Source organism: Endozoicomonas sp. ALB115 (genome assembly GCF_049310245.1).
GTDB lineage: Bacteria > Pseudomonadota > Gammaproteobacteria > Pseudomonadales > Endozoicomonadaceae > Endozoicomonas.
In genome coordinates this window covers 1-20,932 of sequence record NZ_JBLYZG010000059.1, presented here as the reverse complement: position 1 = coordinate 20,932, position 20,932 = coordinate 1, and the positions used below count along the sequence as shown (strand labels likewise).

Here is a 20,932-nt window from a genome sequence, read left to right as displayed (position 1 = left end):
TCGTCCTGAGCCTGTCGAAAGGCGGAAACTCCGGACTCTGATAGATCGTGCCAAGCATCCTTCGACAAGCTCAGGATGAACGGAGATCGAGTTCAAAATGTCGAAATTATTTCGGGACAATTCCTTATCCGCGTCAAGGAAACCATCCCTGATGCACTTTGATCGTCGTGTTTTATCGAGAACGAGGATTTAACCGTGACACCTCATATTAATGCCAAGCCCGGTGCCTTTGCTGATGTCTGCCTGATGCCAGGGGATCCTTTGCGTGCCAAACATATTGCCGAAACGTTCCTGGAAAGTGCCGAACAGGTAACGGATGTGCGTAACATGCTGGGCTTTACCGGCACCTACCAGGGTGTCCGGGTGTCTGTTATGGGGTCTGGTATGGGCATTCCTTCGGCGTCTATTTACTACAAAGAGCTGATTACCGAGTACGGTGTTAAGAGCCTGATCCGCGTCGGTTCCTGTGGGGCTATTTCCAGGGACGTTCAGGTTCGCGACATTGTGATCGGTATGGGTGCCTGTACAGATTCCAAAGTGAATCGCATGCGTTTTCGGGACCACGACTTTTCGGCGATTGCCAATTATGGGCTGCTGGAAAATGCCGTGAATGCTGCCCGTGCCATGAACCTGCCGGTGAAAGTGGGCAACCTGTTCTCTGCGGATCTGTTCTACAACCCGGATGCAACCCTGTTTGATACCATGGAGAAATACGGTGTACTGGGTGTCGAGATGGAAGCGGCTGGCCTGTACGGCGTATGTGCTGAGTTTGGCGCACAGGGTTTGGCCATCTGTACCGTTAGTGACCATATCCGTACCGGAGAAGCACTGCCACCGGAAGACCGTCAGTTAACGTTCAATGAGATGATTGAAGTTGCCCTGAAGTCCCTGGTGTAATTTCAATGCGTTTGATAGGTAAACCTCCGCACACCTTGAGCGGAGTGAAAGGGTGGTTGCTTCAGTCTTTATTCAGTGGCTGTGCCTTCCCCCTTCGTTCCCATGCTCGGCAGGGACATGAGGGATTACTGATTGTCAACCCACTCTTGCTCCACAACCAGGTCCAGTATCCATCGTTTGCTGGAGGCGTCAGCTGGCGGGTTTGGAACATCAAATTCATTGATAACTCCGGCAGGCTACCGATTTAAGACAAAAAAATAACGATAATTATCGCTGATTATAGTGCCTGTCAGCTATCAAAAGAGTATCTGAAAACCGAAAATAGTGAATTAAATCAGTAGATAAAAAAGCAGCTCAACAGAGCTGCCTGATAAAACAAACCAGATGGAGTATCAATGATCAGATAGTAAAGTTGTAGCTTAACCAGGCTCGCAGTTTTTCTGATTCATTCTGACCGGTAGCCTTACGGAATGCTTCATCATTCCTGTAATAGCCATATTCAAGTTTGAATTGCAGGTCTTTCATTCCCCATTGGGAAAAATTGTATTTCATGGTCAGGTCATGCTCGTGTTCGGCAACGTCATGTGCAGTACCATTCAGTTCTTTTGCCTTCATTCCTGATCCATAGACGAAGTTGTAACCCAGTGATAAACCTTCAAGCCCAATATCACTGAAATCATATTCAGCCCCAATCAGCCAGACTTTCTCTTTATTGAAATTAAAGTCGGATATGTTGGCGGAAGTGGGTACATCCCAGACACCATGGGTGTTATCACCGAAGTTATAGTTGTAATGGCCTATAGTGTGATAACCATTAGAGTTAGATGCTGTGTTGGCTTTTGTATAATTGAAGGCTGCTTTAAATGTCCATGGACCGCTATTGAGGGTTGCATTCAGATTTCCTAATTCCGCCTTTTTTTCAAATGAGCCATCCCGCTCACTTGCTCCCCAGAGGTCTCCATCCTGTTTGGCATAGAAGTACATCCCTCCAAGAGTCAGCTCTGAACCATCATAAAGGGGCATTTTTAACCAGACATTACCGTTATGAGCCGTTAAATAGTTATCTGCAAGACCATTACGGTATTGGAGTTCAAGGCTGTTCTGGTTGGCTAATTCAAAGGTGTAGCCCAGCTGCATGCCCATTACCCAGTCAATTTTATTACCGTCTTCATTCACAATAGAGTGAAAGCCTGACTGAGTTCTTCCGGAAACTTCATTTAACCAGGCAATCTTGCCTTTGAAACCGTCCATTGCAACACTGGCATCCACTCCCTGCCAGGCACTGGGAACCGAACGGGAGCCTGAGATGGTGACCAGACCGGTTTCAAGCAGCTGACGACCAATTTTGACATCGGCAGACAGGCCTTCATAGCTGTCGGGCAGTTTGAAACCCACCCATATCTGACCGATTTTACCAAAGCCTTCGTTATCAGCATTCAGCAGGTTGCTGGAGGTGGCATTACCATGCTTCATATCCAATTTGGCAACCCGGTAGGCCGAGCCTCCAACACTGACAACGTCAGCAAGGTAGCCGGTCTCTGCATTAAGCCATACAGCACCTGTCCATGCACCTTTGGTTATATTGTCAGTGGTATTCTCATCATCGAAAAATACACTCTGTACTTTGCCATCGATTTTGGCATCACTGATAAATGAATCATAACTGTCACTGGCTATAACAGGCACACTGAAAAGAGCAACAGCATAAGATAATAAATAGGGTTTTAAACGGGTCAAAATAGATACCTGCTTAATCAATGATTGTGATTGAGTAGAGCAAGTATAGATGCTTTATCAGAAGCTGAGAGAAATTAACCGATAGAATAAGATAATGGTGTTTGATTCAGCGAATGTAAAAAAATATTTTATTACTATGGTCTCATTAATAACCATGTCTAAATTAAATGATGTACTAAATAGCCAGGTCTTGATTCTAATTGGCTAATAAGATTGATTTTTAATGAGTTTATTTTCTTTAACTCCCCATTACGAAATTCCAGATCAATTCTTTTAATGGCCGAGCAGCATTCAGATGCATTTAAAGATGTACCGGTTTCATTCCTATGGTAAGACTCATGGTGGGGTAGGGCACTATTACCTACCAGCAGGTCAATACCTTCCATTTTGGCTACCGGAAACACTGGCTTGCTACCAGATCTGATCAGTTTTGGGTAATGGATGGCATGAGTGGCAACAATTACGATGTCTGCCTGTCTTCTCAGATAGGGTATCAGCTCTGACGTTGCCAGTGCCGGATCAATCAGTTCAATACCCCGGCGGTACTCTGAAACGACATCATTAACAGCGCCCGGCCTGGTAATCCCCATAACGGCAATGCGTAGCCCATCGAAGTCAAAGAGGGCGTAGGCATCAAACACGGGGCGGCCTGTTTCAGATTCATAAAGGTTGGCGGACAAAAAAGGAAAGTCAGCAGCGGCTTCCTGATTGCGAATATTGTTCAGCGGCTCATCAAATAACAATGGGCTCACCGCCATGGCGTTATAGCCCAGCTGGTTCAGTTGTTTCAGGTTCAGGATGTCATCATTGGTGCTGAGTTCTCCTCCGGAGAGTAACAATAATTTCCCGCCATCGGCTTCTACTTCTTTGCGTATTTTATTGATCAGCGCCTGCCGCTGAATCAGTTGATCACTGCTGTTTGACTTTCCATTGTCATATTCGTGGGAAAGCTCACTGGTGTTAAGAATGGTCAGCTTGTAAGTCTTATCATAAATGTAACCGGGTTTCTGGTTTTCCTGTGAGACCCAGAAATAAGCCAATGCAACAAGCACAGAAGCTAATAAGGCATTGATGATCAGTTTCGGCCAGGATTTATGCTGCGTAACTGCTGTGCACGCCGGTTTTGACTGCATAAAGATGACTTCCGGGAAGAGTTGTCTCCAATATAACATCTGTTCTCTGGTACTTGTGTCTTTATGAGTTAATTATCCTGCAAGTATTCTGTAAGCAATGAATTATCGATTTGAATAGGGATTCTACAAGGCTGGCATCCTTGCCGGATAAACTGAAAGGAATAGAATTATCAGCAATGGTTATTAAAATTTATAGCTGATCGCAAAGAAATGGCTGGTGCCGCTTGCTTTGGTTTTGGCTCCAAATGCGTTACCTCCATCTTTTATCAGGTAAACATTTGAATACAGTTTTAAACCATAACCCAGTGCAAACTTGTCATAGTGCCAGTAAAGACCATTGAACATTGCCCCACCGCTGGTTGCATGATCCTTGTCAGGATTTTTACTGTTGGGATAGAGAGTCTTGTTCTGTTTACCTCCAAACTGATAATCAAGGTATCCCTGGTAACTGATAAATGAGCCGTTCTGAAAGGTATAAAATGGCGTAAACCAGTTAGTAGACACCTGGTAGCCATTCCACTCTTTTCGGTTAAGATCATAAAATCCATAGAGGTTGAGCCCCATCTTGCCAAACCAGGGAACCTGTAGGTCGGAGCCAATACCCCAGAATGAGCTGTTAGCATCTTCTCCCGGAATATTTTTTTTGCTGACAGGGTCGAAGTTAGCGCCACCACCGCCACCCCAGTTAAACAGGGTAGCCAGGTAAATATCTGTCACCGGCCCCCAGGGCAAGTTATTAAATAACCCTGCCAGTGATAACCGTGGAGCAAACTTCATGAACATTTTGGGTTTGTCTTTCTTATCACTGTTATCCCGGTTGGTCAGATTAAACACATCCACATACCCATACAGATCAAGAATGCCTGAGCGCCCACCAAACTCCAGCTCCAGATAGTCATGCCCATCATTGGCTTCATCTTCTTTTCGAGGTAGCTCTTTGTAGGCATACATCAGGTTCAGATTCATCCACTTGAAGTCATTACTGAGGGGCGTTCCATCGTTATGGTCTGTGGCCAGGGCGGTGGGAGTAAGCAGGGGAACAAGAGCGGCGACACAGATCAGCCACCATAATTTCAGGCAGTAGCTTTTCACAATCAGACTCCGTTTCAGACTCAACAGTGAGCAGTGACATTGAAGAGGGAAGCCTGTGAAACCTCATGGTACATGGTTTCAACGAGTTTGACGGGTTGCCGTGCCACCGCACTCCGTTCGTCCTGAGCCTGTCGAAGGACCCATAGGGCCTAAAGGCGGAAACTCAGGACTCTGATAGATCGTGCCAAGCACCCTTCGTCCGTGCATCCTGAGCGGAGCCGAAGGACGCTCAGGGTGAACGGAGATTGTACACCTCAAACTCATTGAAACCATGTACTAGTAACACAGGCCCGATGTGTGACAAGTATAGAAAAGATTTTGATGAATTCTTGCCAGCTGCCCGATCAATCCAGAGTGGCCAATTAAAGCGTACTCCACAGTGTCTCGAAGATAATTTGCTGAGCTGCGGCAATTTCCGGTGAGTCAAGCACGACAGCGACCGGGTAATTTCTGGAACCCAGGGAAATCATCGCAACTTTTGGCGGATATATCGCAATATAGCTGGCATCCATGCGCCCTTTGGCGTCAATCCACTTGCGCTCAGACAGTCCGGCATCTTCCCCGCCTTCACCAATGGCAATCACCCGCACCTTGATATTCTTACGGATACGCTGCTGTGTGTAGTTGGGAAACGGGCGGTACAGGTGCTGGCGAATCAATTTGGAGGAAAAGACACTGTATTCCCGGTCTTGTTGCCGGGCTACCGTATTGAGAATGTCTTTGAGTACAAACTCAATGCCACTGTCTCCTTCGTAGAAGCGGACATTCCCTGCACTGAAATCCGGCTTGAGATGGTTCAGTTGCGGGATCAGCCTGAGCTTCATCTCTTCAATGGTAGTGTCCAGAGACTGTCGTTTTTCCTCCGCCAGCTCCAGCAGCTTTTCCGGAGGTTCAGCCGAGAAGATACGACGCTTACCTTTCGGGAAGTAACTGACAACACCTTTGCCAGCGAGGTCTTTCAGGGTTTCGTAGGTGGTGCCACGATTGATGCCGGTTTGCGCAGCAATATCCCGGATGGATGCTGAGCCAAGTTTTAAAAGGGCCAGATAAGTACTGACTTCCCGTTGGCTAAGACCAAGATTTTCCAGAGTATCAAGATTCATAGCACGGGTATCGGGTTAATGTGGTCGGAGTCATAAACAGTGCCTGTCAGAAAACCCGCATTTTCACCAAGGGCAGGAGGATTGGCAACCAGCCCGGCACGCCAAAGGTTTCTGACCTTGGGCAAGAATAGCCTTCTTACTGTTTCTTGCTGAAAAAATATCCGGGAATCGTATTTTTTCGATGGTGCAGGCAGTTTGGAGGCAAAACGGTGCGACAGTCTTTTAAGTGGCGAGCGTAATTGTCGATGGCTGATATAAGCAGCAGACAAACCCGTGGAGATTTCATGCCTGAAGTCCGGCCAGCGCAAGCTCAGACCGATTATGTTTCCAGAGATAATCACTATGTTTATTCTCACAACCGCTTTGGCCGTGGTTGCCATTACCTTGGCCGGTTTCTGTCCCGACCGGTTTCTCTGGTTGCCGATTCGGCAACCAGGCTGTTTGCCCATGACCAACCCGGCAAAAGCAGCCCGTCTTCCGAGGGTGAAAAACAGACGAAAAATGTACCACTGTGGGCCAGGAAAGTAGCCCGGGTGACTGCCGTCACCTTATTTCTGGTGCCTTCATTGGCATTGGGAATCCTGGGGTTCTCCCTGCGCATGATTGGCAACCTGTTCAGGAAGGACATTTCCCTGATTCAGTCTTCTGTGCCACCTGCCGTCTATTATCCTGAGCAGGGTCTGCATTTGATGACCTACAACACTGGTCTGATGCCGTCGTTTATCCGTAATCTCAACGACCTGCGCTCATCACAGCAGCGCAGTGGGGAGATTGCCGCAGCATTAACCTGCAATCCCGACACTATGCCGGATGTTGTCTGCTTCCAGGAGATGTTTGACCAGCAGGCGGCGAAGCGACTCTGCCAGGATCTCAGTGGCCACTACCATCATATTGTGCACAGTGTTGCCCCCCGGGAAACCGGGTTGAACAGTGGTCTGGCCATTGCCAGCAAATATTCCGTACAGGAGGTGTCATTCCGGCCTTTCTCTGATCTGGCCGCAGAAGACCAGCTGGCCAATAAAGGGCTGCTGCGCATCGTACTGGATCTCGGTAACGATAAAACGGCCGTGGTTTACAATACCCACCTTCAGGCTAAGGACGGTCAAACCTATGATGCGATCCGCGTTGGCGAGTTGAGGCAGATCAGACGGTGGGTTGAGGCGGATAGCGATAACGACAGGCGGAATAACAGACACCATCATGGCATCTTCCTGATGGGAGACCTGAACATTGCCCGGTCAGATGAGCAGGGGAGGGTCATTAAAAACGAACAGTATCAACAGGGCAGGAAAGCACTGGGGGAAAAATTTACTGACAGTTACTACGAGACCCATGATGAAGAAAATGATACCCGGCTGGTTGAGCGCAGCGAGTCATTTTTTGTCAATAGCGACCAGGCAGCCATCAAGACGGCAGATCGTCGGGAGCCGGATGGGTCATGGTATCTCGGAGCCGGAAACAAAGTGCGTTACCCGTGGGGCAGCAAACGCTGGAAAGCACATCCCCAGGTGGCAAGCCACTGTATTTATGACCGCCAGCTGGTCTACAGGGACATTGAAAAAAAATGGGCATCCCATACCGAAATACGGCAACTGGGGCTGGATGTTGCTGATGATCTGGAAAGCGGGTTATCTGACCATTTGCCGGTTTCTGTTATCTACCGGGAAGCGGAAGGTTTTTCTGCGGCCATTGCCCGCCTGAAGCCGGAGAATTTTACCACCCGAGAGGTCAGGGATCTGGTGAAGCAATTGAAGTTTGACTATGGTCGCCTGATCAGTGATCAGACCGGTGAGCATACAATTGACGAAGAGTTCTCAGGCGTCAATCCCCTGTGCAGAATTGCTGAATGCAGGACTTATTATAAAAGACAACCAGTGATTGTGAATGAGCTTGACCGGCTGGAAAAAGTGGTCAGGCAAAGTATGAATCCTGTTTCCGGAATACCCAGGTCAAACATCGGGTAAACCGTGCTGTCGGTACTGCTGTTGCTTGCGCTGTTGTCAATTATTTTATGACATAAAGGGTTGTCTTTTTACGCACTGTGATTAACCTACTGAAGTGAAGTAGATTTTCGAGCATTCAGGAGTCAGTGGTTGGATAACTGTGACAGTTATTCCAATGACTCCAATCGTTCAATATTCCTGACATTTCAGAAAAACATAATTTCTGTTCTGGTATTTTTCTCCCAAAAAACACTCCGATTTATCAGGCTTGATACCTGAAAGTGCTTTTGTTTTTACGTTACCAGACGAAACAGTTATAAAGCAGATGCTCCCGTTGGGGCACTTTGTCGACCGAGGCTACCATGAGAGCTGATATCGTTATTCTTGCTGCCGGGCAGGGCAGCCGCATGAAATCCAAACTGCCAAAGGTGCTGCATCGTATCGCTGGCAAGCCCATGCTGGAGCATGTGATCCTCAGTGCCCTGCACACGCAGAGAAAAGTCGGTGACGGCAAGATTCATGTGGTGATTGGTCACGGCGCAGAGCAGGTAAAACAGGCACTGGGCCACTACGATCTTAACTGGGTGGTACAGGAAGAGCAGTTGGGTACCGGCCATGCTGTGCAGCAGGCACTGCCGGGCTGCAAAGGTGCCGATGTGGTGCTGGTGCTCTATGGCGACGTTCCCCTGATTCACTCCTCTTCCCTGCAGTCTCTGCTGGCGGCCAGTAACGGTGAGCGCCTCGGCCTGCTGACCATTAACCTGGCCAACCCTTCCGGTTATGGCCGGATTATCCGCGATGGTTTTGGCAATATTCAGGCCATTGTTGAGGATAAGGACGCCAGCCCGGAGCAGCTGGCCATCAATGAAGTGAATACGGGCATCATGGCCATTCCCGGCAATAAGGTCAGTGGCTGGGTTAATGGCCTGAAAAATGAAAATGCCCAGCATGAGTTCTATCTCACCGATATTGTCTCGATGGCCGTGACCGAAGATACCCCGGTCATTCACGTTCAGCCGCAGCTCCCAATTGAAGTGGAAGGTGTTAACAGTCGTGTCCAGCTGATGGAGCTGGAACGTGCCCGGCAACAGCAGCTGGCCAATAACCTGATGGTGAATGGTGTCACGATCATTGACCCACATCGTCTGGATATTCGTGGCGACGTCAAGACTGGCCATGACATTACCCTGGACATCAATGTGGTTCTCGAAGGCAAGGTTGAGCTGGCGGATAACGTTTATATCGAACCCGGTTGTGTGATTCGCAACTCTGTTATCGGGGAAGGTGCCATTATCAAGGCACACTCCATTCTTGAAGATGCGGTTGTCGCTGCCGGGTGTGAGGTTGGCCCGTTTGCCCGATTGAGGCCAGGCACCGAACTTAAGGAAAAAGCCCGGGTCGGCAACTTTGTGGAAATCAAGAAAACCGTGATTGGCAAAGGCAGCAAGGTCAATCACCTCAGCTATGTGGGCGACGCTGAAGTTGGCGATGAGGTGAATGTTGGTGCTGGCACCATTACCTGCAATTACGACGGTGTCAATAAATTCAGGACGGTGATTGGCGATGGCGCTTTTATCGGCAGCAACAGTTCGCTGGTGGCTCCTGTGACCATTGGGCGTGGTGCAACCGCCGGTGCTGGTTCCACCATTACCAAAGATATTCCCGATGATCAGTTGGCCGTGGCACGTGGCAAGCAGCGCAATATCGAAGGCTGGCAGCGCCCGGTAAAGAAAGACTGAGATTTACAGGAAGGGGGAGATGACTCTCAGGTCATCCACTCCCTGATGATTTTTGCAACCTTTATGATGACCCAGGGGATCGACAACTATGTGTGGGATTGTTGGTGCTGTAGCGCAAAGAGATGTAGCAGATATTCTGCTGGAAGGGCTTCGTCGTCTGGAATACCGGGGCTATGACTCAGCAGGTGTCGCTATTATTAACGACAATGGCGAACTTCACAGAGAAAGGCGTACCGGCAAGGTATCTGAGCTGGCCGAAGCAGTTTCCCTGAACCCGCTTCGGGGCGGCACCGGTATTGCCCATACCCGCTGGGCCACCCATGGTGCACCCAGTGAGCGTAACGCCCATCCTCACGTATCAGAAGATCATATTGCCGTTGTTCATAATGGCATTATTGAAAACCATGAAGCATTAAGAGTGTTTCTGCAGGGCGAAGGCTATGTCTTTACCTCGGATACCGATACGGAAGTTATTGCCCATCTGGTCAGCCTGGAACTCAAGGGTAGTGACTCCCTGCTCGACGCCGTGCAGAAAGCGGTAGCCAGGCTGGAAGGTGCCTATGGCATGGTGGTGATGGACTGCAACGACAATGAACGTCTTGTGGTCGCTCGCTCCGGCAGCCCACTGGTAATTGGGGTCGGTATTGGCGAACACTTTATCGCCTCCGACCAGCTGGCACTGTTCCCGGTGACCCGCCGATTCATGTTCCTGGAAGAAGGCGATGTAGCGGAAGTGACCCGCAACGGGGTGACGATTCTGGATGCTGCTGGCAACCCTGTTGAGCGAGATGCCCGGGACAGCGACATTGAACATGATGCTGGTGATAAAGGCCCTTATCGCCACTACATGCTGAAAGAGATCCACGAGCAGCCGGAAGCCATCGCCAATACCCTGGAAGGTCGACTGGGCGAGCATCAGCTGAATCTCGATATCCTGGGCAAAGAAGGTCAGGAGATCCTCAATAAAACCCGTGCCGTGCAAATCGTTGCCTGCGGTACCAGTTACCATGCCGGTATGGTGGCTCGCTACTGGTTTGAAGAGCTGGCGGGTATTCCCTGTCGTGTTGAGATTGCCTCTGAGTTCCGCTACCGGAAATTCTTTGTGCCGGAGGATTGCCTGTTTGTTACCATCTCCCAGTCCGGTGAGACCGCCGATACGCTGGCGGCATTGAAACTGGCAAAAGAACTGGGCTATATGGCCTCACTGAGCATTTGTAATGTGCCGGGCTCTTCCATGGTGCGGGAATCGGATATCGCCATGATGACCCGGGCCGGTGCAGAAATTGGCGTGGCATCCACCAAGGCATTTACCACCCAGTTAACGGCACTGCTGATGCTGGTGACGGCCATTGGCCGACATACGGGAATGACCCCGGAACAGGAATCCAATGTTGTTTCAGCGTTACGGAATCTGCCACACATCCTGAAGAGTACCCTGGCCCTGAGTGATGATATTGAAGCCATGGCGGAAGCCTTTGCCGATAAGCATCACAGTCTGTTCCTGGGCCGTGGTACCCAGTACCCCATCGCCATGGAAGGGGCTCTGAAGCTTAAAGAGATTTCCTATATCCATGCCGAAGCTTATGCGGCGGGTGAACTGAAGCATGGCCCACTGGCACTGATCGATAACGATATGCCGGTAATTGTGGTGGCACCGAACAACGACCTGCTGGAAAAACTGAAATCCAATATGGAAGAGGTGCGGGCAAGAGGCGGACAGCTGTTTGTCTTTGCGGATAAACAGGCCAACCTGACCGAGACCGAAGGTGTCCGGGTTCTGCCAGTGGACGAGGTGCCGGAAGTGGTTGCCCCGATTCTTTACACCATTCCCCTGCAGCTGCTCTCTTATTATGTGGCGATTATCAAGGGTACCGATGTTGATCAGCCGCGCAACCTGGCCAAAAGTGTGACGGTTGAATAATTCGGGTATTTGGTGGCAGTAATGTTGTAGGTTGACACTATAGTTTGATAAAAAAACAGGCCGAAATTTACACAGAAGGCGGATAAACAAAAGGCTACAGCCAGAATTATCAAGCTTTAAGGTAACTGATCAAACTATTTTGTACTCCGACAACTGCTGACACAGGGTGGAAAGAAATAGAGCAGCCTGTGTAGCGCTGCTGGCTTCTATGTTAATCATGGGAGCCCCTATTCCTCCTCAATAGCGCTAAATAATAGTCCTTAAATAACTTCAACCTTTCTTTGGTTCCACTCTTTTCGTCCTGAGTTTTGAGCTTGTCTAAGTATCGAAGGGTGTGAACTCAGTACTCTCGCAATGTGCCTGGCACCCCTACCGGGCTAATAACCTGCTGACCAGCAGCTCCGACCCGCGAGGCATTGAAACTACTTACCAGCATGATACCGCCAAACGGCTGCTCCAGGTGGATGCACAAGGTAAAGTCATCCGTTGAGCAAAACCAATGGTCGTACCAGCCGTTGGGATTACGATGCCGCAGGCCAGCTGACCCGCCAGAACTACACCGATGTGGCCGGTATCGATTACGGCTACGAATACGACAGTAACAATGCACTGGTCAAACAGTATCGTTATGCCCTTGGTTTTGCACCATTGCAGTACAAAACAACGAATGGTGTGTATGATGTGCATGCAGATCAGCTATCAACGCCAAGAGCCATGGCGGATCAGGCTGGCAGCACTGTCTGGGCAACCAACCTCTCGCCGTATGGTGTTGCGGATATCACCAGAGGTGAAAGCCTTGGGTTTAATATTCGCTTCCCCGGGCAGTATGCGGATGGTGAGAGTGGGTTGTATTACAACCGGTTCAGGGATTATGCGTCGGGAACTGGGCGGTATTTTCAGAGTGATCCGATTGGGCTTCGCGGGGGGCTGAATGCATACGTGTATGCAGGTGGAAACCCTGTTATGTATATTGATCCCACAGGGGAAATTGGATTACCTGGTGCCGCTATTGGTGGAATGATAGGTGGTGTCTCAGCTTTCACTGGCGCATTAGCAACTGGATCGAGTATTACTGATGCTCTAATTGCAGGCAGTTTGGGGGCTGCTGCTGGCGCAGCAACGGGGCTCTTCGGTGGAGTAGGTATTGGTACGTCTGCTTTTATTGGTGGTGGAACCAACCTCCTAGGTCAGGTTATTGGAAATAATATCGATAAAGACCCTTGTAATAATACCAACATAAATTTGGGGGCTGTTGTAGGTTCTGCAATTGGTGGCGTATGGGCTGCTGGTATTACTCGAGGTGCAGGTGCCTTATCAGGTGCAGTTATTGGATGGGGGCCATCAACCTAAATTAAGCAGTTGATCACCTCTGAGCCATGCCCGCAGGGATAGCTTTTGAACCTCTCAACTGAACTCTATACCAGCATTTACCCCGAGCTGATTAATGGTTGATCTGCAATAACCTGACCATTTTTCAAAAATTTTGAGGTCGCTTTCGTTAGAATGCGAAACCAGGGCTGAAATGAACTCAACTGCGGTGCAATACTTTTAATTGAATCAAGAAAATCACACAGCTGGCTTTGTAATTCAGCAATTTTATTCATCAAACGATGATGGCTTGTCAATTTTATTTTCTTTTGATTACCTGATTCGGTGAGCTTTCCAGGGCTTACGCGCCTGTATTCTCATTCTCAATTAGATTGCTATTTTCCACCAAAAGTTAGCTATTAGTACTATGCAAAGGATTGAGCAGACCTGTAGTAGAATTCAGTAATTTAACGACAACTGATGCTCAAGCCTGCTCCCCTTATCACCTTTATGGTTGATGTAGAAGATTCCCGCAAGAACCCCAACCGGTGTGAACACAAGTTGATAGACATTCTGATGATAGCTCTTTGTTGCATCATGAGTAATGGTGAATCCTGGGAGGATATGGAGTCTTATGGGAAGAAAAAGTTCGGATGGCTCAAGACTTTTTTAGCGCTACCTAACGGTATTCCTTCGCACGACACCTTTTATCGCGTGTTTACTCATCTCAACACAGCATCATTCCAGAAATGCTTTCTACGCTGGATAAAGTCTGCATTCCCAGATGCGTTACCAGAAGGCGAATATACCGATATTATTCCCATTGATGGTAAATCGATTAAAGGTTCCCGAGGCAAAGGAAAGGGTAAGCGCGCTGTACATATGGTTAGTGCCTGGAGCCATCGGCTTGGATTAGTGTTAGGACAACAAAAAGTAGACTCCAAATCGAATGAGATTACCGCAGTTCCTACACTCATGGAGGCTCTTGACATGCAAGGAGCCCTTATCACTGCTGATGCAATGAGTTGCCAAAAAAGCATTGCATCGACGTGTATCGAACAAGGGGCTGACTATCTTCTGGCTGTAAAGGGCAATCAGGAAACCTTGCAGAAGGATATTCAGGAAGCAGTTGAGAAGCATTGGGAGCTAAACCCTAAAGATGAACTATCAGATGTCTTTGCTGAACAGGAAAATAAAGGCCATGGGCACCATGAGTACCGCTGCTGCTGGGTCTTTACTGATTTGAACCTTCTATCAACACATGCAGAATGGCAGGGCATCAAGCAGTTCGGAGTTGTTCAGGCAGACAGGACCATCAATAACAAGGTGACAACGGCTTTACGCTTTTATATCAGCAGTAAATCCATGTCTGCGCATGAAATGCTCAATGCAACCCGGATCCACTGGGAAGTCGAAAATAAGCTTCATTGGGTGCTGGACGTCTCCTTTAATGAAGATGCCTGTCAAACCAAACATGAAAATGGAGCTGAAAACTTATCGACTCTGCGTCGTCTGGCACTCAATATTTTTAAGATGGATCGTGTGGGAAAGGGCAGTATTCGACGCAGGCGCAATGATTGCGCTTGGGATGACTCTACCTGACTGAACTACTTGAACAGTTCATCTTCACTTCTGTTAATCATGGATGTTGATAGTAAATATTGTGCATTTTATGCTCGAGTGAATGAGTTAATGAGAACCATTCTCTTCATGCGTAAGCCCTGGTGAGCTTTCCAATTGAACTCATTAATAATGGACGACTGGTAATAGATTCCTTGTGGGATTCAGGATTACTTAAACGAACATAAAGCGTCCACCAGTTGTATATTAAAGCTACCATTCTCGCTAGCATGCGACATCACGTATCCGCCCCAGCCCCATTGGTTTTTTATTTCATCAAAATTATTTTCACAGTCAGCCCTGTTTCGATAATGGTTAATAATGGAGACAACATCATTATCAAGTGAAGTGACAAGTACTGAGTACTCATAGGCTTTTATATTGTCCGGTTCTTCAATTAAAGCCAGTGTTGTTTGACGCTCTTTTAATTCTTTTTCCAGGACCAGCATTTCGTTTTCAGGACGACGTCTGCGTACAATAATAATACGCCGTTCTTTTTTCCATCCTGATAATTTAATAACCGATTCCTTGCCTTCCCAGTGCTTATCATATTTTGTCCAGCCTCCGCTGCAGTGCGCTTGGCATATGGCTTTCTTGACGTTGTCATGCTTTTTAACTTTAAAAAGATAATGACAGCCCGCGCTTTCCAATTCACACATCACTCGATCATTTCCCCAATCACAATCGCCACGAACAAATTCAGGCCAGCAACATTTTGGCAAACGATTTAATAACGCCATTAATCCTGGCAATGAGTATTTACTATGACTTTCATTACCCGGCCTGACTTCAACTTCGAGTATCAATTTTAAGTTGGCCATCATGTAGGAGTGGTAGGTGTGGGATGGCCTTCCTTTTTTATATGGGTTGTAACCATTCTCTGCACCTTCCTGATTTCCATAGATGGTTTTTACAGTCACATCGACATCCATAATCCATGGAATGGTTAACAGTGGATCAAAGCAGAGGTGCAGATGTTTTTGCATCCATTCAACGCCTTGCTGCTCATCAATTTTCTTCAAACCACGTCTGGCGGAATCGTCACTGACAATTTTTTTCATGCCAAGAAGCTGTGCATTAACGTTGTCGCCAATAATGGTTCCAATGTGTGCGTATCGTTTATGGCCGGAAAGTATGGAGAGCATTATTGACCCGAGCACATCAACTTTTTGAGGTGCATTGGGGCTTTTATAGGTCAATGGGCAATCATTGACCCAGGGTTCAAATCGATGGCCCGTTTTTAAAAATTGGATAAAAAAAGCCAATTGCCCCATTGGAGTGACCGAAGCTTCCGGTTCCCACTCAACATGAATTTTTCCATCGAAAGAATCGACTTCGAGCGTGACCGACAAGGGGTCTTTTTTCATTTCTGACAGCTCACCCTTTGGGTGAGCGGGTTTTGGTGGACGAACCATCTGTGAGCCCTCGGTATGACTGAGGGTAAGAGTTTAGCTGATGGTTTAACCGCTGAATTTAGGGTTATTAGTCTGGTTCGTGACCGGGGTGAGACGGCTATTCTGCTGGTTGAGCCGTTCTTTGAGTTTGCCAGGCGGATACTGGACCAAGGCGAGGTTGCCCTGGCAGGAACCGGCGACGCCATGGATGAAGTTGCCGTTCGTCGTTTAATTACTGTTTGATAACCGGTAATTGTATTCGGTGTCACCGCTGGTGGCCTGATTTAAAAAGGTATTTTGATAAACAGTTCGATGGTAACATTTTACTCCTATACAACTATTGTTAAATTGTCGTGTAAAGTACAACTGCCTTAATACTCAAGGAAATGGCATAGAGGAGCGGTAGCGTGAGTGCTGTTCAGGAATGTTTTATCATTTTTTATCAGCGATCAACCGGGCTTAAAACCGCTTTACCACCGCGATTGAGTACATGGGTCCGTAATGCTTCAACAGACGCTTTGGGCAACAGAGTCATTCTGTCTTTACCACTCTTGCCATGGCGAACGGTAATTTCCATGCGCCCAAAATCAACATCCTGAACTCTGAGACGCAGAGCTTCCTTCAGTCGAAGACCGGCATCGTACATTAATTGGGCAACTAATAATGGCGTGCCTTTGAGATAGTACAAGACAGAGTTGGCTTCAGTCACCGAAAACACAACAGGGAGTTTTTTGGGGCGTTTGGATTTTTGCCAGTCATTGATCGTGAAACTGTCACGCCTCAGCACTTGTTTGTACAAAAAGACCAGGGCACTCAATGCCTGCTGCTGAGTACTGACAGCAACGTGCTTTTTCATCACCAGATAAGTGAGAAAATCACGGACATCATCGCCAGCCAGTAAATCGGGATGACGCATTTTATGAAATTTTATAAAGCGTTTAATCCAGTCCCAGTAGCTGCGCTCGGTAGACAGAGAATAACCGGTAGAGCGAATGGCAATTTGAAAACGTTCTTGTAATCTCATATAAGTCCTGCTTGATACTGTAATTTTATACAGTAAAAGCTAGTTCGTATATGCAGAAAATCAACTGAATGGTTAACCTGTTGTTTTGAATGAAAATAAAGCAATCTGTAATCACACGGGTTGCTTGACCGAAAAATATACGAATTACCAAATACGAATCAGAAGATATAGCCTTTAAAATGAAGAACGCTGTGTAAGTCACGCTGTATGGGGGGATCGGCTGGTGTGTATAGCGAATCTACAGTATGTTATGCGAAACTGATTCGTGTAAACGACTGTTAGCTGCAAACAAAACTTTATACCATTAACTCATCTAGGATTAAAAATTGAAATTTAAGGTATCACCAATTATTTGGTCATTAATGACTTCTCTAGCCACTTTAACACTTGTTAATCTTATATCGGAAGCATTTACTTTTACTGATACTACTCTAGGTTCTCTATCCTACATTACACAGATTGCTATTTTTATAATTCTTCTTGCAGTTGGATATGTATACTTCAATTACATAGAAGAGAATGGATCACTAGACAATTGGAATACATTAAGAGCGCTCCTGACGAATAAATTACTATTATTTGCAGTAACTATGTATTCAATAATTAGTATCTTTTATAAAAACCTACCAACCTTCATCGATTCCGAACAAGTACCAATAACAATTGATTTGTATTGGGTATCAGGATTATTTACACTTATTTCAATAATATTGTTTCATGCATTAGCTCCGAAAGTATCAAAATACAATAATTATGAAACATTTTACAAAAGTGATGGAACCAATTTAATCATATGGGGCAACATTCAGAAGGCAAAAGAATCGTTAAAGATTGATCTCAAAAAAAATATACCAAACCGTAATCTTAGTGATTATAAAATTATTTCAAAAGCTAGCCGGTGCACACCATGCCCTCACATTTTCTACATAGCAAGAGAAAATATAAAATATTCTAAACCAATACTGCGTTCATTTGTTGGATTACCCTTGATTGTCCCATTGTTAATACTACCGTCAATTCATTTATATAATAGTATCGACATCGCTACAAACTCAGCTGAAAAAATCGAACAGCAGCTAACTAATAAATCCAGGTGACACTACCGCGAATCTGGTTTAGGCGTTAGCTGCTCATAAAAACTCACAAGTTCTAGGTTATATTGGATACATGACTTTCAGAAACATGGAATAAGGTCGCCAAATCTTTCTTTTCAAACCTTCCAGTTAAAAACAATCCTTTTATTTCTCTGTTCACTTCTTCTTCAATATTTCTTGGGGTATGAACAGGAGTGTTCATGATTTTTTGTTCAATTTCATTTGTCTGTTGAATATAAGTATCCAATAGATTTAAATCAGACTGAAGTGCATTAAACTCTTCCAAAGAACTGGCTTTAGAAAATTTAATCTGCAACATATTTCTCTTCTGAATCACAGCACTTTTACTATCAATAAGCCCAATTCTAGCTCGACCAGCTTGTAATCGAGTGTATGATTGTTGCTGTATTTGGCGGTACTCATGTTCAATATGCTGAAAAGCTGAGTCATTCGGGTTTAAAAAAGACATCACACAACCTTTTTTATAAATTAGTGAATTTAGAAGGTAGTAGCAGGTATGTTTACCGTCAAGCTGTATAAATTACCTGATTTATTGGCACTATTATTCGATCAGTTACAAAAAAAGGACACCCACTTTTTAAAAAGTGAAGAGAGTACATCATTTATTCATTTTTTAAATGATAGTGTTGATTATTTTAAGAAATTCTCATTAATACCAAGCAAGAAGAGTATAAAAAGTACTCAGCAACGGCCAGATAGAAGACACTATTGAGAAAATATAAGAAAGAGCAATCAGAAAATTCTGGCCACATTAAAGTAAATGAAAATGTGTTGATCAGGCAGTATAGAGATCACCGCTCACAGACATCCCATGAACCCAGCATTTTCCGGTGCTTTCTGCATAAGCCTTCAGTGAAGCCAGCCTGCCGACTGCGCAGTGGAAACGATTGTGCCAGCGCATAGTCTCCAGCCATTCATTTGGGTCAATACCCAAGCGCTCCAAGATGGGTGGTGCATTGCCAGTTATACGACCACGTTTGCCTTTGCGGATAATTCGGCCAGACCAGTCAACCAGTTCAAAGTAGCTACTGAGTGGGTATGGAATCGCCTGTCCGGGGTTTTGACCCTGAGCTTTTAACGGTTTCAACTGCGCCTTTTGTTTTTTTCTGTTTGCGCTGTCGTGTGTCTGCGCATTCCGGAGCATTCGGCCACCCCCCATCGGAGCGCAGCGACGCATCGGTTTGTAGCTTAGGACTTAGGTTCGGACTTCGCCAGTTTTGCCTGTTTCTTGCGCAGTGACTCACCCTTCAGAGGGACGCGGTGGGCGTTATGAATCAACCGGTCCAGAATCGCATCTGCCAGTGTCGGATCACCGATCAGTTCATGCCAGTGATCAACCGGCATCTGGCTGGTAATCAGCGTGCTCTTGAGGTTGTGCCGGTCTTCAAACAGCTCCAGCAAGTCTCGCCTCTGACTCTCGTTTAAGGGGGCAAGCCCCCAGTCATCCAGAAGGAGCAGATCGGTTTTGGCCAGCGTCGTCATGATCTTCAGGTAACGACCATCAGCACGGGCAAGGCTCAGGTCCTGAAGCAGTCTTGGCAGCCTCTGGTACTGGACTGTATAACCATCACGGCAGGCTTTCTGTGCCAGGGCACAGGCCAGCCAGGTTTTACCAACCCCGGTTGGTCCGGTGATAATGACGTTTTGATGATCCTTTATCCAGCCACTGCCCAGTAACTGTTGAAACTGCTCACGCTTGAGTCCGCGAGGGTGGCGGAAGTCAATGTCTTCCATGCAGGCATGCTGCCTTAGTCGTGCATTTTTTAAACGGGTTTTCAAGCGCCGGTTATCACGGATAGTCATTTCCCGATCAACCATCAGACCCAACCGTTCATCAAACGACATTTGTTCTATTTCTGGACTGTTTAATTGCTCATTAAGTGCTTCATACATGCCGGATAGTTTCAGCGTTTGCAGTTTTTCTAATGTTGGATTCAATAACATGGTTCTGGTTCCTTTCTCTATTATTCGTGCTGGATTAGTTGAAGTAGTCAGAGCCACGAAGGTTCTCATGATGATCCGGCAATGCAGGTCCCGGTTCCAGTTGCGGCAGCGGTTGTTGATCCAGGTTGTGCTTCAGGATGGATTCGAGACTGCGATAAGAGCAGGCATCAGTATACAGTGCACGACGACAGGCGTTTTCAAGGCGGGCATCACCATAACTTTTTCCCAGCCTCATGATGCCAAGGCAGCTGCGATAGCCTTGTTGCGGATAGCGACGGTCTGAGAGGATTCGTCGTATCTGTTTCAGGCCCTGTTTGGGCAGCCCAGTTCTGGAGTCTCTCGGGTGTCCACTCGGCATGTTGTCTGTGCTTTTCCGGCATGTGTTCAGGCTGAGTACTATACCGGCCTTTCTGGTACAACCGTTGATGACTGGCGACCCGTTTACCCTGGTAAAAGCACTCAACCGTATTCTGGGTGAAGCGAACAGAGAGTTGCTTTTTGGCCAGTTGGTAAGGCACGGAGTAGTAATGGCCGTCTACTGACACATGGTAGTCAATGTGTACCCGAGCCTCTTTCCACTCAGCGTATTGATCAGGGTGGTCGCATCAGATGCACCATAGTTCATATTTTTGCTCTGCTCATGACTGCCAACATTGCAGATCGAATATTCTCAGACAATCCAGCGCGTATTTTAGGCAGGATTGATGAAAAGAAACCAAAATATGGAAAATTGACACAAAAAGCCACCGGCCTCACACGAAGCTTGTACCTTGTGCTGCTTCTGCAGCCTGAATTTAAACTCGCTGTTTAGTCAGGATAAAACTTCTCAAGTACCAGCTCGGTTCGATAGTCCTGATCTAACCCTGCCAGTTCAATCCGGCCTGACATACTCTCTTTCTCAAACCGGCTACTTTGTTTGTGTACATTAAAACACCACCGCCTTACAGTCGCAACGTTCTTTG

At 46.8% G+C, this 20,932-nt stretch carries 19 protein-coding genes and 1 pseudogene; 9 read left to right on the top strand and 11 right to left on the bottom strand.

All coding sequences use genetic code 11. The annotated features are described in order from the left end of the window. Positions 1-195 precede the first annotated feature (195 nt). Entirely contained in the window at positions 196-897 is a 702-nt protein-coding gene (deoD, locus tag ACO6VE_RS19890; RefSeq protein WP_422444662.1) for a purine-nucleoside phosphorylase, read from the top strand. 399 nt (positions 898-1,296) lie between these two features. Here deoD and ACO6VE_RS19885 read toward each other — a convergent pair whose 3' ends face one another. The 4 genes from ACO6VE_RS19885 to ACO6VE_RS19870 form a co-directional block, all read right to left on the bottom strand. Further along, positions 1,297-2,634, bottom strand: a complete 1,338-nt coding sequence (locus ACO6VE_RS19885) for an OprD family outer membrane porin (RefSeq protein ID WP_422444664.1) — start codon at positions 2,632-2,634, stop codon at positions 1,297-1,299. A gap of 158 nt (positions 2,635-2,792) precedes the next feature. After that, positions 2,793-3,767 carry a hypothetical protein gene (locus ACO6VE_RS19880; RefSeq protein ID WP_422463042.1) on the bottom strand — a complete coding sequence of 325 codons (975 nt, stop codon included), beginning with the start codon at positions 3,765-3,767 and terminating at the stop codon, positions 2,793-2,795. 183 nt (positions 3,768-3,950) lie between these two features. After that, positions 3,951-4,859, bottom strand: a complete 909-nt coding sequence (locus tag ACO6VE_RS19875; RefSeq protein ID WP_422444668.1) for an outer membrane protein OmpK — start codon at positions 4,857-4,859, stop codon at positions 3,951-3,953. Positions 4,860-5,221: 362 nt separating this feature from the next. Continuing rightward, the gene (locus ACO6VE_RS19870; protein ID WP_209278052.1) at positions 5,222-5,962 is read right to left on the bottom strand and encodes a TrmB family transcriptional regulator; all 741 of its coding nucleotides are present in this window, start codon (positions 5,960-5,962) and stop codon (positions 5,222-5,224) included. A 284-nt stretch (positions 5,963-6,246) separates the two neighbouring features. On the opposite strand from ACO6VE_RS19870, the gene ACO6VE_RS19865 reads away from it, so the two are divergent. From ACO6VE_RS19865 to ACO6VE_RS19845, 5 genes are all read left to right on the top strand, one after another. Beyond that, entirely contained in the window at positions 6,247-7,926 is a 1,680-nt protein-coding gene (locus ACO6VE_RS19865) for an endonuclease/exonuclease/phosphatase family protein (protein WP_422463040.1), read from the top strand. Between the two features lie 341 nt (positions 7,927-8,267). Further along, complete coding sequence (gene glmU, locus ACO6VE_RS19860) at positions 8,268-9,644, top strand: bifunctional UDP-N-acetylglucosamine diphosphorylase/glucosamine-1-phosphate N-acetyltransferase GlmU (RefSeq protein ID WP_422444672.1); 1,377 nt, start codon at positions 8,268-8,270, stop codon at positions 9,642-9,644. 88 nt (positions 9,645-9,732) lie between these two features. Continuing rightward, positions 9,733-11,565 (top strand): glutamine--fructose-6-phosphate transaminase (isomerizing), encoded by a 1,833-nt coding sequence (gene glmS / locus ACO6VE_RS19855; protein WP_422444674.1) that lies wholly within the window; start codon positions 9,733-9,735, stop codon positions 11,563-11,565. 334 nt (positions 11,566-11,899) lie between these two features. Beyond that, complete coding sequence (locus ACO6VE_RS19850; RefSeq protein ID WP_422444676.1) at positions 11,900-12,055, top strand: RHS repeat domain-containing protein; 156 nt, start codon at positions 11,900-11,902, stop codon at positions 12,053-12,055. Then, a complete protein-coding gene (locus ACO6VE_RS19845) occupies positions 12,052-12,915 on the top strand; it encodes an RHS repeat-associated core domain-containing protein (protein WP_422463038.1) in 864 nt (287 codons plus the stop codon). The genes ACO6VE_RS19850 and ACO6VE_RS19845 overlap by 4 nt, the downstream gene beginning before the upstream one ends. A 77-nt stretch (positions 12,916-12,992) precedes the next feature. On the opposite strand, the gene ACO6VE_RS19840 is transcribed toward ACO6VE_RS19845, so the two are convergent. After that, positions 12,993-13,169 carry a hypothetical protein gene (locus tag ACO6VE_RS19840; protein WP_422444686.1) on the bottom strand — a complete coding sequence of 59 codons (177 nt, stop codon included), beginning with the start codon at positions 13,167-13,169 and terminating at the stop codon, positions 12,993-12,995. A 184-nt stretch (positions 13,170-13,353) separates the two neighbouring features. Here ACO6VE_RS19840 and ACO6VE_RS19835 point away from each other — a divergent pair, with 184 nt between their 5' ends. Continuing rightward, the gene (locus ACO6VE_RS19835) at positions 13,354-14,475 is read left to right on the top strand and encodes an ISAs1 family transposase (RefSeq protein WP_422463036.1); all 1,122 of its coding nucleotides are present in this window, start codon (positions 13,354-13,356) and stop codon (positions 14,473-14,475) included. Between the two features lie 188 nt (positions 14,476-14,663). On the opposite strand, the gene ACO6VE_RS19830 is transcribed toward ACO6VE_RS19835, so the two are convergent. Next, positions 14,664-15,908 (bottom strand): transposase, encoded by a 1,245-nt coding sequence (locus ACO6VE_RS19830; protein WP_422463034.1) that lies wholly within the window; start codon positions 15,906-15,908, stop codon positions 14,664-14,666. Between the two features lie 15 nt (positions 15,909-15,923). Here ACO6VE_RS19830 and ACO6VE_RS19825 point away from each other — a divergent pair, with 15 nt between their 5' ends. After that, complete coding sequence (locus ACO6VE_RS19825; RefSeq protein WP_422463032.1) at positions 15,924-16,130, top strand: hypothetical protein; 207 nt, start codon at positions 15,924-15,926, stop codon at positions 16,128-16,130. A gap of 199 nt (positions 16,131-16,329) precedes the next feature. On the opposite strand, the gene ACO6VE_RS19820 is transcribed toward ACO6VE_RS19825, so the two are convergent. Further along, entirely contained in the window at positions 16,330-16,911 is a 582-nt protein-coding gene (locus tag ACO6VE_RS19820) for a phage integrase N-terminal SAM-like domain-containing protein (RefSeq protein WP_422463031.1), read from the bottom strand. Positions 16,912-17,237: 326 nt separating this feature from the next. On the opposite strand from ACO6VE_RS19820, the gene ACO6VE_RS19815 reads away from it, so the two are divergent. Next, positions 17,238-18,008, top strand: coding sequence for a hypothetical protein (locus ACO6VE_RS19815; protein WP_422463029.1), 771 nt, complete (start codon positions 17,238-17,240; stop codon positions 18,006-18,008). Positions 18,009-18,060: 52 nt separating this feature from the next. On the opposite strand, the gene ACO6VE_RS19810 is transcribed toward ACO6VE_RS19815, so the two are convergent. From ACO6VE_RS19810 to ACO6VE_RS19795, 4 genes and pseudogenes are all read right to left on the bottom strand, one after another. After that, positions 18,061-18,474, bottom strand: coding sequence for a hypothetical protein (locus tag ACO6VE_RS19810; RefSeq protein ID WP_422444702.1), 414 nt, complete (start codon positions 18,472-18,474; stop codon positions 18,061-18,063). Positions 18,475-18,801: 327 nt separating this feature from the next. Beyond that, on the bottom strand, positions 18,802-19,170 hold the full coding sequence (locus ACO6VE_RS19805) for a hypothetical protein (protein WP_422444706.1): 369 nt from the start codon (positions 19,168-19,170) through the stop codon (positions 18,802-18,804). Between the two features lie 44 nt (positions 19,171-19,214). After that, positions 19,215-19,970, bottom strand: coding sequence for an IS21-like element helper ATPase IstB (gene istB / locus ACO6VE_RS19800; protein WP_422444708.1), 756 nt, complete (start codon positions 19,968-19,970; stop codon positions 19,215-19,217). A 34-nt stretch (positions 19,971-20,004) separates the two neighbouring features. Then, positions 20,005-20,572: pseudogene (locus ACO6VE_RS19795) on the bottom strand (Mu transposase domain-containing protein); the annotation flags it as partial. Positions 20,573-20,932 lie beyond the last annotated feature (360 nt).

Bases quoted from the DNA above. Each gene is read 5' to 3' on its own strand.
- ACO6VE_RS19880 (WP_422463042.1), bottom strand. From the start codon at position 3,767: ATGCAGTCAAAACCGGCGTGCACAGCAGTTACGCAGCATAAATCCTGG.
- ACO6VE_RS19870 (WP_209278052.1), bottom strand. From the start codon at position 5,962: ATGAATCTTGATACTCTGGAAAATCTTGGTCTTAGCCAACGGGAAGTC.
- ACO6VE_RS19865 (WP_422463040.1), top strand. From the start codon at position 6,247: ATGCCTGAAGTCCGGCCAGCGCAAGCTCAGACCGATTATGTTTCCAGA.
- glmU (WP_422444672.1), top strand. From the start codon at position 8,268: ATGAGAGCTGATATCGTTATTCTTGCTGCCGGGCAGGGCAGCCGCATG.
- glmS (WP_422444674.1), top strand. From the start codon at position 9,733: ATGTGTGGGATTGTTGGTGCTGTAGCGCAAAGAGATGTAGCAGATATT.
- ACO6VE_RS19840 (WP_422444686.1), bottom strand. From the start codon at position 13,169: ATGAATAAAATTGCTGAATTACAAAGCCAGCTGTGTGATTTTCTTGAT.
- ACO6VE_RS19835 (WP_422463036.1), top strand. From the start codon at position 13,354: ATGCTCAAGCCTGCTCCCCTTATCACCTTTATGGTTGATGTAGAAGAT.
- ACO6VE_RS19830 (WP_422463034.1), bottom strand. From the start codon at position 15,908: ATGGTTCGTCCACCAAAACCCGCTCACCCAAAGGGTGAGCTGTCAGAA.
- ACO6VE_RS19825 (WP_422463032.1), top strand. From the start codon at position 15,924: ATGACTGAGGGTAAGAGTTTAGCTGATGGTTTAACCGCTGAATTTAGG.
- ACO6VE_RS19820 (WP_422463031.1), bottom strand. From the start codon at position 16,911: ATGAGATTACAAGAACGTTTTCAAATTGCCATTCGCTCTACCGGTTAT.
- ACO6VE_RS19810 (WP_422444702.1), bottom strand. From the start codon at position 18,474: ATGTCTTTTTTAAACCCGAATGACTCAGCTTTTCAGCATATTGAACAT.
- ACO6VE_RS19805 (WP_422444706.1), bottom strand. From the start codon at position 19,170: ATGCTCCGGAATGCGCAGACACACGACAGCGCAAACAGAAAAAAACAA.
- istB (WP_422444708.1), bottom strand. From the start codon at position 19,970: ATGTTATTGAATCCAACATTAGAAAAACTGCAAACGCTGAAACTATCC.